Raw genomic sequence first — 16,031 nt, 5'->3', positions numbered from 1 at the left:
GTTAAAGCTAATTTAAATTAGACTAATCTAACTCAAAGAAAGGAGAAACAGGAGGATTTTCTCATGGCGTTTGAAAAATATCTGGTTGATTACTGTTCGCCTACGTTGGCTTCTGTAAAAACAGCCAATCTCTTCAACTGGTTTTATGAATCCCACACGGAACTTTGGGAGCAGCTTTCCTACTGGAATCTTCTGATGAATCCAAAAGGCGTCTATCTTTATGTCTTAAGAGAGCATCCGAAGAAAGCTCTGATCTATGTCTGCAGAAAAAAGCGCCTGGAGGAAAATCTGAAGCGTCCGGAGGTAACTGCTTTTCTTGCCGCTTACGGATACCGGGATTTGAATGTGGAGACCGCCATCGAAAGACTGAAAAGCCGTTTTACCACGGGAGAAGCTTTTCCTCATGAGATCGGAGTCTTTCTGGATTATCCTTTAGGCGATGTCATCGGTTTTATTGAAAACGGAGGTCGGAATTATAAATGTTCCGGCTGCTGGAAAGTATATTGTGATGAATGTGAATCACGAAAGCTGTTTGCAATGTATCAGAAATGCCGTGACATTTACAGGCGGCTTTATGAAGAAGGCAGGAGTGTTTTTCAGCTCACCGTAGCTGTTTAACATATGAAATCAATCGTAGCTGTGACAACTGGGAACAGTTACACTATCAAAAAGAAAGAGGTATAAGAGCATGAGCAAAGTAGCAGTAGTTTACTGGAGTGGAACAGGCAATACCGAAATGATGGCAAATGAGGTTGCAGCAGGTGCCAAAGCAGCAGGCGCAGAGGTTTCTGTCTTTACACCGGATACCTTCACAGCAGATAAAATGGATGAATTTGATGCACTGGCCTTCGGCTGCCCGGCCATGGGAGCGGAAGAACTGGAGGATACGGAGTTTGAGCCGATGTTCAATGACTGCCGTGCAAAGCTTTCCGGCAAAAAGATCGCTCTTTTTGGTTCTTACGGCTGGGGAGACGGTGAATGGATGCAGACCTGGGAAGGCTCCTGCAAAGACGACGGAGCAGAGCTGGCATGCGAAAGTGTGATCTGCACGGAAGAACCGGATGATGAGGCAAAGGCTGCCTGCCAGGCACTGGGCAAAGCACTCGCATAAATAACAGCGATTTTTCTGGAAGAGGACTGCTTCGGCAGTTCTCTTTTTACATCGGTAACGGAATGGCAACGGCGCCGTTTTTCAGCGGGATTTTGATTGACACTGACCTGGGATTCTTTTAGAATAAAAAGTAAAGATCCAATGTTATGATACCAGTGTCAAAAGGTCAAAAAGCTGTTCGTGCTTGCACGATAAAGCTTTTGAACTTGTGACACGCCAAATATGAGAAAGTAGCGATTTACGCAGTAAATCAGCGGATTTCGAATATTTGGAGGATTGCGGGAGCAGCGTAGCTGCGTAGCAATCCGGGTATCAAATGAGTGTCAAAAGACCTTTTGACACTCATATCATGTTATAGCAAAAACAATCTCAGGAGGAATCTACTATGAGTTATCAGCTTTATACAGATGCAACCGCCGATTTTTGCCCGGAAATGGCAGCTCCTTATGCACAGATCCGCGTGATCCCCATGGAACTGACTGTGGGTGAAGAGGCACATACCTATGGCCCCGGTGGAGATCTCACCGTAAAGGCTTTCTATGAGGAACTCCGGAACGGGAAATATGCAAGCACGTCTCAGATCAATCCCGCAATTTATGAAGAAGCATTCCGGAAAACGCTGGAGGAGGGGAAGGATATCCTTTATCTTTGTTTTTCCTCCGGCCTTTCCAGCACGTATCAGTCTGCGCAGATCGCAGTAAGGGATCTGGAAGAGGAATTTCCGGAGAGAAAGATCATCTGCATTGACACGCTTTGCGGCTCTGTAGGCGAAGGCTTTCTGGTAAGAGAAGCGGCAAGGCTTCAGAGTGAAGGCTATTCCATGGAAGACCTGGCAGACTGGGTTATGGCACACCGCCTGGACATCTGCCACTGGTTTACTGTGGATATGTTCGATCATCTGCGTCACGGAGGAAGAGTTTCCGCAGCAGCGGCAGCAATCGGAACCGTACTCCAGATCAAACCGATGCTTCATGTTTCCAATGATGGAAAACTGGAGGTGGTAGAAAAACCGCGCGGTCAGAAAAAAGCAATGGCTTTGCAACTGGATTATATGAAAAAAGGCTGGAACCCGGCGATCAGTCCGCTGGTCCTCATCGGTCACGGTGACTGTCCGGAGAAGGCAGAGCTTCTGAAGGCTATGGTACAGAAAGAATTTCCGACGGCAGAGATCTACACCACTCCCATCGGTCCCATCATCGGTTCCCATACAGGTCCCGGCATGCTGGCACTGATCTACTGGGGAACCAATCGGTAAAAGGAGTTATGAACGACATGAATGGTGAACCTTTAAAGAAACATATCATGGATACCGTAAAAGAATGGCAGATGAAGATCGGCTATCGGCCGGAGTCCATGAAGCTTTATTACCCGGCTGTTTCTCTGGCAGAGCTTCTGGATCTTCCGGAAGATGCAGGGAAAGAACAGCTTCAGAGAGCACTTTTGGGATTTGCAGAAAAAGAAGAAGCTTTTCTTGGAAAACTTTCCTTCGCAGAAAGAGAGGATCGCTGGGAGCTGACGGTCCCGCCGGAGGGCTGCACCTGGATCCATGAGAATGTTCCGGATTCGCCCTTGCTGACAGATTTTATCAGGACGATCACCACACCGGGAAAAACGCTGGAGGATGTCCGTACCTGCTTTGCACATTATGCGTTGCCGGGACATCCGCTGCAGGAAGCCGACCATGTCCATGACGGAATGGGACGTGTATTTTTCTATGAAGGCGGTCAGCCGGATGAATATGTTTATTGTGTGGAAGAAGATGACTTCGGCTTGACGTATCATCGTTTTACGATGGAAGATTATAAAAAAATTATATGATTTCCGATAGAATAAAAACGGCAAACATGGTAAGATAAAGGTACCCGCGCAATTTCTATGACTTTAGGAGGAAGACAATACCATGAGTGAAAGAACTCACGAGATGAACGTATTTTTGCAGGAGATCAAGGAAAAATTAAAGGACGAACCGAAGCTGTATACTCTTTTTGAAACCTGCTTTACCAACACGCTGGAGCGGACCATCCGCCGTTATGAGGATGGCACCAGCTTTGTCATTACCGGAGACATCCCGGCTATGTGGCTTCGGGATTCAGCGGCCCAGGTGCGCCCCTATCTTTATCTTGCCGCCCGTGATGAGGAACTGGCAGATATCATTGAGGGACTGGTAAAGAGGCAGTTTGCCTGCATTCTTATCGACCCCTATGCCAATGCTTTTAACGAGAAGCCGGACGGCTCCTGTTGGGAGAAGGATTTTGAAGATCAGGATCCAGGTGTCTGGGAGAGAAAATATGAGATCGATTCTCTGTGCTATCCGATCCAGCTGGCTTATTTTCTGTGGAAGCTTACCGGCCGCACCGCTCATTTTGATGAGACGTTCCGCAAGGGAGTGGATGCGATCCTGAAGGTTTTCCGTACCGAGCAGTATCATGAAGAGAAATCTTCCTATACCTTTACCCGCCATTCTCTTTACAGCGAAACGTTAAGCCGCGGAGGAAAGGGTGCCCTTGTAAACGATGGCTGCGGTCTGATCTGGTCCGGTTTCCGTCCGAGTGATGATGCCTGTGATCTTGGCTATCTGATCCCGTCCAACATGTTTGCCTCTGTGGTGCTTTCTTATCTTGCGGAAATTGCGGAAAAAGTGCTTCACGAAGAGGAGCTGGCAAAAGAGGCTGCTGCTTTTTCCAGAGAGATCCATGATGCGATCGAAACCCATGCGGTGGCATCCCTTCAGGGCTTCGGCCGTGTGTATGCCTATGAGACCGATGGTTTCGGTCAGTGCCGTTTCATGGATGATGCCAATGTTCCCAGCCTTCTGGCGCAGACCTATCTGGGATATGAGGGTGATCCGGAGGTGACGGCCAATACCCGCCGTTTCCTCTTAAGCGAAGCCAATCCGTATTACTATGAGGGAAGTGCAGCCTCCGGAATCGGAAGCCCCCATACGCCCACCTCTTATATCTGGCATATCGCTTTGGCAGTGCAGGGAATGACAGAGACCGATAAGGAAGAAAAATACCGTATTTTAAAGCTTATGGCAGATACGGATGCCGGTAAAGGCATGATGCATGAAGGCTTTGATAAAAACGACCCTTCTCATTACACCAGAGAATGGTTTTCCTGGGCAAATGCCATGTATTCAGAGATGGTACTGAATTATCTGGGTTATGAGCTTGCTGTATAAAAGGAGGGATTTTTGATGGTACAGCCGGATGGAAAAAGCCGTATCTCGAAGATCGATACTTATTTAAATGTAGCAGAAGCATTTGCCTACCGGAGTACCTGCCTGAAAAGAAAATACGGAGCTGTCATTGTAAAAGATGATGTGGTAGTTTCCACAGGCTACAATGGTTCTCCCAGAGGTTATACAAACTGCTGCGATACGGGCTCCTGTCCGCGGATCGAACGGAATCTTCATCAGGGGCAGGGGTATGAGCTCTGCCGTGCCATCCATGCGGAACAGAACGCCCTTTTAAATTGCTCCAGAGAGCAGACGCTGGGAGCTGACCTTTATCTGGCAGGGGTAAATCCGGAGGACAATTCCATCCATCGGGCAAAGCCCTGTCCCTTATGTGCCCGCCTGATCATCCAGGCCGGGATCCGGGATGTGATCCTTCGTACCGGACCGGAAGCAGGGGATTATGAGGTTGTTCCGGCAAAAAAACTGATTTGGCATTTTTAACAATACATGAGACTTTTTGGGTTGAAAAAAAGTATAAAATATCATAGAATAAAGTTATGAACAAAAGGAGGATCCAAAGAAAATGGATAAAAAAGAATTTGCTCTGAAGCAACATGAAGAGTGGCAGGGGAAACTGGAGATTTCCTGCCGTGCAAAAGTAAAAACTCCCGAAGATCTGGCCGTTGCCTACACACCAGGCGTTGCAGAACCCTGCCTGAAGATTTCCGAAGACACTGACCTTTCTTATAAATACACTCGTCGTGGAAATATGGTAGCCGTTGTAACGGATGGAACTGCTGTTCTTGGTCTCGGAGATATCGGACCGGAAGCAGGTATGCCGGTTATGGAAGGAAAATGCGTTCTTTTCAAAGAGTTCGGCGGTGTAGATGCGATTCCTTTATGTGTACGCAGCAAAAACGTAGATGATATCGTAAATACCGTAGCACTTCTGGCAGGAAGCTTCGGCGGAGTCAATCTGGAGGATATTTCCGCTCCACGCTGCTTTGAGATCGAGCGTAAGCTGAAAGAGCGTTGTGACATCCCCATCTTCCATGATGACCAGCACGGAACCGCAGTCGTAACTGCTGCTGCTATGCTGAATGCATTAAAGCTTACCGGCAGAAAGCTTTCTGATGTGAAGGTTGTTACCAGCGGAGCAGGTGCAGCAGGTATTGCGATTATCAAACTTCTGGTAAAACTGGGTCTGAAGACCGTTATCATGTGTGACCGCCACGGTGCTATCTACGAGGGTCGTGACAATCTGAATCCGGAGAAAGAAGAGATGGCTAAGATCTCCAACCGTGGCATGGAGAAAGGCAGCCTGGCAGATGTGATCAAGGGTGCTGACGTATTTATTGGTGTATCTGCTCCCGGCACTGTTACAGAGGAGATGGTAAAAACCATGGCTCCGAACCCGATTCTCTTCCCGATGGCAAACCCCGTTCCGGAGATCATGCCGGAGCTGGCAAAAGCAGCAGGAGCAGCTGTTGTAGGTACCGGACGCAGTGACTTCCCGAACCAGATCAACAACGTTCTGGCTTTCCCGGGTATCTTCCGTGGAGCTCTGGATGTACGTGCATCCGATATCAATGACGAGATGAAGGTGGCTGCTGCATATGCCATCGCAGATCTGATTCCGGAGAACGAACTGAATGCAGATTACATCATTCCGAATCCCTTTGATGAGAGAGTGGCAAAAGCAGTAGCAAAAGCAGTTGCTGAAGCAGCAAGAAAGACCGGAGTTGCAAGAATCTGAGCTTTTTGGTAATGCCAAGTGAACGAACCGGCAGTTTTGTGAAAACAGACTGCCGGTTTTTACTTCTGAGAACCCATCCACTGGATATGCAAAAAAGGGGGGAATATTTATGCAAAACTATTCTGGACAGGCAGATCTGCAGTATCATTTACAGATCAGACCGGGAGATGTGGGCCGTTATGTGATCTTACCGGGGGATCCCAAGAGATGTGAGAAGATCGCAAAGCATTTTGAGGATGCAAAGCTCATAGCAGACAGCAGAGAATTTGTGACCTATACCGGATATCTGGACGAAGAGAAAGTCAGCGTGACTTCTACCGGTATCGGTGGCCCGTCAGCGTCGATCGCCATGGAAGAACTGGTACTCTGTGGAGCGGATACCTTTATCCGTGTGGGAACCTGCGGCGGGATTGAGCTGGATGTCAAAGGCGGAGATATCGTGGTGGCTACCGGAGCAGTCCGCATGGAAGGGACCAGCAGAGAATATGCACCCATTGAATATCCGGCTGTGGCAGACCTTGAGGTGACCAATGCTCTGGTATCGGCGTGTAAGGAGCTTGGGTATCCGTATCATACGGGTGTCGTACAGTGCAAAGATGCTTTCTATGGACAGCATGAACCACAGAGAATGCCGGTGAGCTACGAGCTGCAGAATAAATGGGAGGCCTGGAAACGTATGGGCTGCAAGGCTTCAGAGATGGAATCCGCAGCACTTTTTATCGTGGCACAGCACTTACGGGTCCGCTGCGGTTCCGATTTTCTGGTCATGGGAAATCAGGAAAGAAATGCACTTGGTATGGAAAATCCTATCGTGCATGATACGGAAGCAGCTATTACCGTAGGCGTGGAGGCTGTACGGAAACTGATCAAAGCAGACCGTGAAAGACAGGAGCAGTGTTGATAAAATGAAAAAATATAATCGTATTTTTACAATCGTTCTGGATTCCCTTGGTGTTGGCGCCATGCCGGATGCGGCAGAATACGGTGATGTAGGCTGTGATACGCTTGGCCACATCGCAGCCCGGACAGAGAATTTCAAAATCCCGAATCTTCGGAGACTGGGAATGGCAAATCTTCATGAGCTTCCGGGAGTGGATCCGGTGGAGGCACCGCTTGCCCGCTATACAAAGCTTAAGGAAGCCAGCAACGGCAAGGACACCATGACCGGTCACTGGGAAATGATGGGACTTCAGATCACCACACCCTTTAAAACCTTCACAGAGCATGGCTTTCCGCCGGAGCTCATCGAAGAATTGGAAAAACGTACCGGTCATAAGGTGATCGGAAATAAGAGCGCCAGCGGAACGGAGATCCTGGATGAATTGGCAGAGGAAGAGATCGCCACCGGCCATATGATCGTTTATACTTCTGCAGATTCTGTGCTTCAGATCTGCGGAAACGAAGAGACCTTCGGTCTGGATGAGCTTTACCGTTGCTGTGAGATCGCAAGAGAACTGACCATGAAGGATGAGTGGAAGGTCGGTCGTGTCATTGCAAGACCTTATACAGGAAAGAAAAAGGGTGAGTTCAAGCGTACCAGCAACCGCCATGACTATGCTTTGAAGCCTTTTGGAAGAACGGCACTGAATGTACTGAAGGATGCCGGTCTGGATGTGATCTCTGTCGGAAAGATCTATGATATTTTTGACGGAGAAGGACTGACAGAATCCAATAAATCCAAAAGCTCCGTACATGGCATGGAGCAGACCATTGAGATCGCAAAGAGAGAGTTCCATGGACTTTGCTTTGTAAATCTGGTGGATTTTGATGCCCTCTGGGGACACAGAAGAAATGTGGCAGGCTATGCGGCAGAGCTGGAGCGCTTTGATGTGAAGCTTGGAGAACTTCTGAAGGAACTGAAAGAAGACGATCTTCTGATCCTTACCGCAGATCATGGAAACGATCCCACCCACACAGGAACCGACCATACAAGAGAAAAAGTGCCTTTCCTGGCTTATTCTCCTTCCATGGAAGCGGGCGGCGCACTGGAAGAAGCCGATACCTTTGCTGTGATCGGAGCAACCATCACCGATAATTTCGACCTTGCAATGCCGGAAGGAACCATCGGAACGCCGTTATCATTATAAATGAAAAGAGGAAGAAAAGAATGAATACAAGTGATGTTTTAAAAATCGTAGACCATACGCTGCTGGCACAGACCGCAACCTGGGCTGAGATCAGAGAAATCCTGGATGATGCCATGAAATTTCAGACCGCATCTGCCTGTATTCCTGCCGCCTATGTAAAACAGGCCGCAGAGTATGTGGAAGGAAAGCTTCCGATCTGTACCGTTATCGGCTTCCCGAATGGCTACAGCACAACGGCAACAAAGGTTTTTGAGACCAGAGATGCCATTGCAAACGGAGCCAGTGAGATCGATATGGTCATCAATATCGGTTTCCTGAAGGATGGAAGATACGATGAGGTAGAAGAAGAGATCCGCCGGATCCATGAGGCCTGCGAGGGGAAAATCCTGAAGGTGATCATTGAGACCTGCCTTCTGACAGAGGAAGAAAAGATCAAAATGTGCGAGATCGTGACCAGAGCCGGAGCAGAATTCATCAAGACCTCTACCGGGTTTTCCAAAGCCGGAGCAACCTTTGAGGATGTGAAGCTGATGAAAGAGCATGTCGGAAAAGGCGTCCGGGTGAAAGCGGCCGGTGGAATCTCTTCCTTTGCTGATGCAGAAGAATTCATGCGTCTCGGTGCAGACCGCCTCGGCACCAGCCGTCTGGTAAAGATCATGAAACAGACCGATCAGGGAAGCGGATATTGATTGGAAGCTGCTTATAGTAAAATTATCATAAAATAACTGGAGAAGAATATTATGAACGAAAACAAATTAAAAGAATATGCAAAGCTGATCGTAAAAATCGGTGCAAATGTACAGGAGGGACAGGTAGTCCGTCTGCAGGTTGGTGTAGACCAGGTTCCTCTTGCAAAGCTGGTGACAGAGGAATGTTATAAAGCCGGTGCAAAACGGGTAGAGCTCTTCTGGTCCTGCGGCGAAATCAACAAACTGGATTATCAGTATGCTTCCGCTGAGGTTCTCGGTGAGGTTACCCTCTGGGAAGAAGAGCGTATGAAGCAGATGACGGAGCAGCTTCCGGTCCGTATTTTTATTGATTCTTCCGATCCGGATGAGCTGGCAGGTATTTCACCGGATCTTATTTCCACGGTCAACCAGATGCGTCAGAAGGTACTGAAAAAATACCGCGATCAGATCGATGGAAAACATCAGTGGCTCATCGTTGCAGCAGCTTCTCCCAAGTGGGCAAAAAAAATCTTCCCTAACGAGACAGAGGAAGTGGCTGTAGAGAAGCTGTGGGATGCTATTTTTGACTGTGTTTATTTAAAAGACGGCGAGGATGCGGAGAAGATCTGGCAGGCTCATAATGACCGCATGACTCAGAAAGCAGACTGGCTGACAGCACAGAACTTCAAATCTCTCCATTATACCAGCAGCAACGGAACCGATTTTACGGTAGAACTGATCCCGGGAGCAAAATGGGGCAGCGCAGGAGATGTCAACCATGTGAACCATGCATTCTTTGTTCCCAACATGCCGACAGAGGAAGTGTTCACCAGCCCGATGAAAGGCAAATGCGAAGGCCGTCTGGTTTCCACCAAGCCGTTGAGCCGTTCCGGTCAGGTGATCAATCATTTCACCGTTGATTTTAAAGACGGAAGAGTTGTTGATTGTCACGCAGAAGAAGGAGAAGAGATCCTGAAGAAAATGTTCGCCCTGGATGAAGGAGCCTCCATGCTCGGTGAAGTAGCACTGGTTCCCAAAGAGTCTCCCATCAATCAGTCCGGTCTGATGTTCTACAATACACTTTTCGATGAGAATGCCTGCTGCCATGTTGCAGCCGGTCAGGGCTTCTCAGAAGTGATCGAAGGCTTTATGGATATGACAGAAGAAGAACTTCACGCCCGCGGAATCAATAATTCCATCTTACATATGGATTTCATGATCGGTTCCGATGACCTTCATATCGTAGGAATCCGTGAAGATGGCAGCGAGACCGATATTTTCGTCAATGGAACCTGGGCAGAATGACTTCTGCCAGCAGAAATGGATGAAGCCGTTTTCTGATTAAATTACAACAGCAGGCAGCAAAGTAAGGAAAAACTTGTTACTTTGCTGCCTGTTTTTATACTATGATATGAGTGTCAAAAGGTCTTTTGACACTCATTTGATACCCGGATTGCTACGCAGCTACGCTGCTCCCGCAATCCTCCAAATATTCGAAATCCGCTGATTTACTGCGTAAATCGCTACTTTCTCATATTTGGCGTGTCCCAAGCTCAAAAGCCTTATCGTGCAAGCACGAACAGCTTTTTGACCTTTTGACACTGGTATCATACTATAAATAATAAAAAAATTTGTGATAATAGGAATCAATACCATGAAAGGATGGATGTGTTCACTGCTCCAGGCTGAGCTTGACCGGTTATACGCTAGTTGGTATAATCAGATACATAAGATCGATGCATTTCAGGAGGTGACGTAGATGAAGAAATTGCCTGTTGGTATTGAAAGTTTCAAGCAGATACAAGAGGATAATTACTATTATGTTGATAAGACATTATTGATAAAAGATATTGTTAATGAAGGTGCAGCAGTAACTCTATTTACCAGACCTCGCAGATTCGGGAAAACTCTGAATATGGATACTTTAAAGTCATTTTTTGAGATTGGTGCCAATCCTGAATTATTCAAAGGCTTAGCCATTTCAAAAGAAGAGAAGATTTGCAAAGAGCATCTCGGAAAGTATCCTGTGATTTTTATGACTTTCAAAGGAGTTAATCACGAGACCTTTAGCGGTGCAAGAAGTCTATTGGTATCAATAATAAAAAGAGAAGCAGCTAAGTATCGTTATATTCTTAAAGACGACGTATTGGACGATTACGATAAGTCAGAGTTTAGAAAGCTTTTAAATGATGAGATGAGTGATGCCACATTATACGGAAGCCTGAAAATGTTATCTGAGCTGCTGTGCATCTACTATAAGCAGAAAGTCATAGTTTTGCTGGATGAGTATGATGTTCCATTAGATAAAGCATATAATAATGGCTATTATGATAAAATGTTGGTAACAATGCGAGAATTGTTCAATAATTTATTAAAGACAAATTACGATAACGTGAAGTTCGCAATACTTACTGGATGTTTAAGGATTTCAAAAGAAAGTATCTTTACAGGATTGAATAATTTTAATATCAGATCCATTTCTGATTCAGCTTATGATGAGTATTTCGGTCTTACAGATTCAGAAGTTATACAAATACTACAAGAGTATAGGTTAACTTCATACTTAACAGAAGCAAAAGAGTGGTATGATGGATATTTATTTGGAAAGAAATATGTATATTGCCCTTGGAGTATTATCAAATATGTCAATGACAAAATCTCTGATAAAGATGCCAACCCAGGCAACTATTGGGCCAATAGCAGCGGAAATGACATTATTATTAAGTTTTTAAATAGAACCGACTTTAGTGAGGTTCCCATTAAGTTTGAAAAATTAGTGAATGGTGGCTCTATTACTCAAAAGATTCATAATGATTTGACATACAACGAGGTAATGGATTCTGAGGAAAATCTTTGGAGTCTGTTATACACGTCGGGATATTTAACGAAGATTGATGAAGATGTTGCCGATGGAAGAATGGTTTTGCGTATTCCCAACAAAGAGGTAATGGAAACCTTTAGGGTAAATATCGACATTTGGATGAGAGACAAAATAAATAGTGCTGATAAGGCTGCATTTTTTGAGGCATTATGGAATAAAAACTGTAAGTATCTGACAGTGTCTTTAAGTAAAATGTTATTTAATGCTATAAGTTATAATGACTATAATGAGAATTTTTACCATGCAATACTTGTCGGTATGTTGTTAGCTTATGGATACGCTGTGGAATCTAACAAGGAGAATGGTTTAGGCAGATCCGATATCGTTGTAAAGGATATTGATAATCTGAGGGCTATAGTAATTGAAACAAAAATATCGAAAACAGCAAAAGGACTAGATAAAAAATGTGATGAGGCTTTACAGCAGATTAAAGACAAAATGTATTCGGAAACAATAAAGCTTGAAAGTTATTATGATGTGATCGAATACGGTATTGCTTTCTTCCAAAAGTCCTGCATGGTGAAGGTGGCTGATGACAATAATTACATTTTAGCCTGACTCCATCTTACATATGGATTTCATGATCGGTTCCGATGACCTTCATATCGTTTTCTGATTAGATTACAACAGCAGGCAGCAAAGTAAGGAAAAACCTGTTACTTTGCTACCTGCTTTTTATATTATTGATAATAAAAAAAGTTTGGATTAATATGAACCAATACCATGAGATATGATATTGTGATAAAAAACATATGAAAAAATGAATAAAAGATTTTTGAAGCAAAAATTAATCTTTATCGGGAATTTTAAAACCGAAATAAAATAATTTTCATTTTATAATAAATTAAAATGGAGAACAGTGTTGCTGAAAGAGTCAGAGATACAAATGAAGAAAGTTTCGGTTTCCATCTTTTGCAAACTAAAAAAAGCTATTTGCAATAAAATAAATAAAACAAGAAGAATCATCCTATTTGTAGGATAAACATGTGAAAAATAATATCAATATCAGTTATAATCATGAAGCATAACATTGACACTATATGAAATCACATGAAAAAAACAAATAAAAAATATTGAAACGGAAAATCAATCTTTATCAGGAATTTAAAAACCAAAAAACAACAATTTGTGCCTGATAATGAAGTAAAACAGTAGAAAATTAGAAACATTCTAATTTTCATGAAGATTATCTGCTGTTAGAGTCCGCTTGAAACAGCTAGCCTAAGACCAGCAGAAACAACCAATCTGAGTCCAACAGAAAAAGCCACTCCGAGTCCAATTAGAAAAGCCATTACCATATTAATTCATGCTCTATAATGGTGTTAGCCAATGCACCATGAAAGGAGAAACATGAACGAAAATAATAGTAATGACTTGCAGACTATCATAACACAAGTCATAGAAGAAATGAAGTCTGAGCAGGGGGATAAGTTTGATCCAAACAAAATCAACCTTGCTGAAATGGGACGCCGTACCGGTCTGACAAGAGCTCAACTCCGTAGAATAAAAGCAAACGGATTCCTTGTTGTTCCACACGCCCTTACTGGGAGAAAAGCAGCTTCTACAATTATCTCTGGATATACGGGAGTCATAGATGATCTGCTGAAAAAGAATGTATCTAATTCCGAAGTTATCCTGGAACGAATCCAGGAACAGGGATATACAGGAAGCCTGACTACTGTAAAAAGATACATCGGTGAGCATAAAGATCTTATTCCACCTAAAAGGCAGGCAGTTGCACCGCAGGAAAATCGCGGACGCAGATATACCAGCGATGCTGGTGAGAGCTATCAAATGGATTGGGGATTTGTTAATGTCGATACAGACAATAACACTTCTTATAAAGTAGCCTGTTTTGCAATGATTTGTCATCATTGTGGCGAACGTTACATAGAATTCTTTCCAAATGCCAAACAGGAAAATCTGTTTATTGGTATGATTCATGCGTTTAAACGTATGGGTGTTCCAGATCATGTGCTTACAGATAACATGAAAAGTGTTGTTCTTTATCGTGATTCAGAAGGGCATCCAGTATGGAATCATGATTATGAGGCTTTTATGAATACAATCGGCTTTGAGACGAAGCTGTGCAGACCACGGCATCCGTTTACCAAAGGAGCTGTGGAACGCCTGGTACGTTTTGTAAAAGAAAATTTCCTCGCAGGGCGTGTTTTCGGAACCATCACAGATCTTAACTATGAAGCATGGAAATGGTGCGACAACCAGAATCACCGATATCATAAAGCGGTTGATTGTATTCCGCATAAACGGCATTCTGTCAGCTGTATGAAAAATGCTTCATTACTGAATGATACTTTTGATGTCAAAAAATATTTATGCCCCATCCGCTGTATTTCATTTGATGGTTTTGTTACTTACGAAGGGCGGCGTTTTGGAATACCTTATAGTTATGGCAAACATCTCTGCCGTGTTCAGAGAGAGAACTTTACTCTGTATATCTATGACCTGGAACTGCGCAAGGTCCTGATTACACATGATGTTACATGGAGCAGGAAAGACAGCTTCTGCAGGGACCAGTTCGTGGATGAACAGCCGGAAGAAGAGCCATCTGTTCCGGTAAAAATCAGTATTTCGCAGAAAACGGAAACTCCAAAAAAATCAGCTTTTGCAAAGTTTGCATTTGGAGGTGACAGAAATGAATGAAACGCTGATTGAACAGATTCAGGCAGACGCTTCTGCACTGGATATCAAGATAACAACCAAGGAAATAGCACTATATCTTTCCGAAAATAAAGTTCCTCCGGAACATTTGGAAGCGTTGAAAGAGTTTATGATTTATCTCAGACAGAATCAACGCGATAAGGCAATCAGTGCACTGTTACAGCACAGTCGTATTCCTCAGAAAGAGCCAAGTACCTTTGAAAACTTTGATTTTAACAGAGTGACTGGCGAACATGCTGCCCAGATAAAATCGCTTCCAAATCTGACAGCACTTTATTCAAGGCAGAATATCGCTTTTATAGGCCCACCAGGGGTCGGAAAAACTCATTTATCAATGGCTTATGGAAATGCCTGTTGTCATAAAGGTCTGAAAGCTTATTTTATAAAAGCGACAGAACTAAATGAAAAGTTCACAAAAGCACGAAGAACAGGAACTGAAAGCAGTGCTGTCTCTGGTTTGGTTAGACCTTCTTGCCTGATTATAGATGAAATAGGCAGAAGTATCTTCGATATGGAAAATACCCGTCTCTTCTTTGACATGATTGATCGTAGATGCAGTAAAGAAGGACCAAACTGTATGATTTTTACCAGTAATCTGACTCCAGACAAATGGCGTGACTTTTTCCGGGAAGAAGATTCGTTACTTTGTGCTTTGGACAGAACTTTTGATGCTGCTACCGTTTATCTTATGAAGGGAGAAAGCTATCGAGGACGAAACTTGAAATCCTATTCAATAGAAATCAGTGATCCGGCTGAATAACTGTTGATGATTAATTAGCCAAGGTGCATTGGCTATTTCTGTTGAGCTCAAATTGGCTGTTTCTATCGGACTCTGAGTGGTCGATTCTCCCGGACTCTAACAATATAAAATAAAAAAAGGAATGGTGGTTGAAATGGATATTATTTGGTTGTTGATTGTTGGTATATTTATTGCTGTGTTAGCATCTCTTGTATTGAAAGATATTAGCGACGGTTTAGCAGGTTTAGCAGCATTTATAGCTGTTATAATGCTGATAGCAATTATTAGTATCAGTGGCAGCGAGAAAGAGAAAGCCATCATGAAGAAAGATATAGAGGACAAAGGTATAGAAAACGTAGTAATAGATTTGTATGCTTACGACATTAACGTGAAAAAAATTGCAGATAAAGTTGGATTAACATCTAAAGAAGTATACAAGATTCTAAAAGATAATGACATACTGTAATAGTTAAGCCTCCCTTTAACCGGGGAGGCTTTTTGTTTCTTGACAGTTTAGCCAGCAGCAATAGGTGATCAAGAATGTGAAAATTTACTCATGCTAGAATTACTCAATTCGGCAGATGATAAGGAATTAATAATAGAATTTTTACAATATCAAAAAGTCTGGTTGAAATTAAATTAAAATTCATATATAGACGGTATAGTCCCGCTATTAGTAACATTTTTATTAGGAGATTTTTTAGATAAACTTGAAGAGATTAGTAAATACGTAGTAATAATTATTGTGATCGCAAGTGCTGTAGTCACTGTTTACAATGTGCGAAAATTATTGTTTATGTGAAATATTACCAAATAATGGAAAATTTCCATTTATAAAAAATTAAAAAAAGGATGGCGATGAAATGTCAGTGCAAATTCCGGCTCATCTGACCACGCATTCCGCTAAGAACTGATCGGTCTTTCCGGAT

At 43.7% G+C, this 16,031-nt stretch carries 15 protein-coding genes; all 15 read left to right on the top strand.

The features are described from left to right. The first annotated feature begins 63 nt into the window (after window positions 1–63). A complete protein-coding gene (locus tag DXA57_RS05745) occupies window positions 64–618 on the top strand; it encodes a DUF3793 family protein (RefSeq protein WP_117765523.1) in 555 nt (184 codons plus the stop codon). A gap of 70 nt (window positions 619–688) precedes the next feature. Continuing rightward, on the top strand, window positions 689–1,111 hold the full coding sequence (locus DXA57_RS05740) for a flavodoxin (protein WP_117765521.1): 423 nt from the start codon (window positions 689–691) through the stop codon (window positions 1,109–1,111). Between the two features lie 385 nt (window positions 1,112–1,496). Beyond that, the gene (locus DXA57_RS05735; RefSeq protein ID WP_117765519.1) at window positions 1,497–2,366 is read left to right on the top strand and encodes a DegV family protein; all 870 of its coding nucleotides are present in this window, start codon (window positions 1,497–1,499) and stop codon (window positions 2,364–2,366) included. 17 nt (window positions 2,367–2,383) lie between these two features. Continuing rightward, window positions 2,384–2,929, top strand: a complete 546-nt coding sequence (locus DXA57_RS05730; RefSeq protein WP_158571240.1) for a DUF3877 family protein — start codon at window positions 2,384–2,386, stop codon at window positions 2,927–2,929. 82 nt (window positions 2,930–3,011) lie between these two features. Beyond that, window positions 3,012–4,292 (top strand): glycoside hydrolase family 125 protein, encoded by a 1,281-nt coding sequence (locus DXA57_RS05725; RefSeq protein WP_117765515.1) that lies wholly within the window; start codon window positions 3,012–3,014, stop codon window positions 4,290–4,292. Window positions 4,293–4,307: 15 nt separating this feature from the next. Continuing rightward, window positions 4,308–4,790 (top strand): deoxycytidylate deaminase, encoded by a 483-nt coding sequence (locus DXA57_RS05720; RefSeq protein ID WP_117765513.1) that lies wholly within the window; start codon window positions 4,308–4,310, stop codon window positions 4,788–4,790. 82 nt (window positions 4,791–4,872) lie between these two features. Then, window positions 4,873–6,045, top strand: coding sequence for an NAD(P)-dependent malic enzyme (locus tag DXA57_RS05715; protein WP_117765511.1), 1,173 nt, complete (start codon window positions 4,873–4,875; stop codon window positions 6,043–6,045). A 109-nt stretch (window positions 6,046–6,154) separates the two neighbouring features. After that, window positions 6,155–6,946, top strand: a complete 792-nt coding sequence (gene udp / locus DXA57_RS05710; protein WP_117765509.1) for a uridine phosphorylase — start codon at window positions 6,155–6,157, stop codon at window positions 6,944–6,946. A 4-nt stretch (window positions 6,947–6,950) separates the two neighbouring features. Beyond that, window positions 6,951–8,132 (top strand): phosphopentomutase, encoded by a 1,182-nt coding sequence (gene deoB, locus DXA57_RS05705; RefSeq protein WP_117765507.1) that lies wholly within the window; start codon window positions 6,951–6,953, stop codon window positions 8,130–8,132. Between the two features lie 20 nt (window positions 8,133–8,152). Beyond that, window positions 8,153–8,821 carry a deoxyribose-phosphate aldolase gene (deoC, locus tag DXA57_RS05700; RefSeq protein ID WP_117765505.1) on the top strand — a complete coding sequence of 223 codons (669 nt, stop codon included), beginning with the start codon at window positions 8,153–8,155 and terminating at the stop codon, window positions 8,819–8,821. A 51-nt stretch (window positions 8,822–8,872) separates the two neighbouring features. Next, window positions 8,873–10,105, top strand: coding sequence for an aminopeptidase (locus DXA57_RS05695; RefSeq protein ID WP_117765503.1), 1,233 nt, complete (start codon window positions 8,873–8,875; stop codon window positions 10,103–10,105). Window positions 10,106–10,559: 454 nt separating this feature from the next. Then, window positions 10,560–12,239, top strand: a complete 1,680-nt coding sequence (locus tag DXA57_RS05685; RefSeq protein ID WP_117765499.1) for an AAA family ATPase — start codon at window positions 10,560–10,562, stop codon at window positions 12,237–12,239. 792 nt (window positions 12,240–13,031) lie between these two features. Next, a complete protein-coding gene (istA, locus tag DXA57_RS05680; protein ID WP_243005721.1) occupies window positions 13,032–14,345 on the top strand; it encodes an IS21 family transposase in 1,314 nt (437 codons plus the stop codon). Further along, complete coding sequence (locus DXA57_RS05675) at window positions 14,338–15,123, top strand: ATP-binding protein (protein WP_117765495.1); 786 nt, start codon at window positions 14,338–14,340, stop codon at window positions 15,121–15,123. The genes istA and DXA57_RS05675 overlap by 8 nt, the downstream gene beginning before the upstream one ends. Window positions 15,124–15,256: 133 nt before the next feature. Further along, window positions 15,257–15,568, top strand: coding sequence for a hypothetical protein (locus DXA57_RS05670; protein ID WP_117765493.1), 312 nt, complete (start codon window positions 15,257–15,259; stop codon window positions 15,566–15,568). The last annotated feature ends 463 nt before the right edge of the window (window positions 15,569–16,031 follow it).

The organism is Blautia sp. OF03-15BH, assembly GCF_003463065.1.
Classification (GTDB): Bacteria; Bacillota; Clostridia; order Lachnospirales; family Lachnospiraceae; genus Limivivens.
The sequence above is the reverse complement of the archived record's forward strand: the minus strand, read 5'-3'. Positions and strand labels throughout refer to the sequence as shown.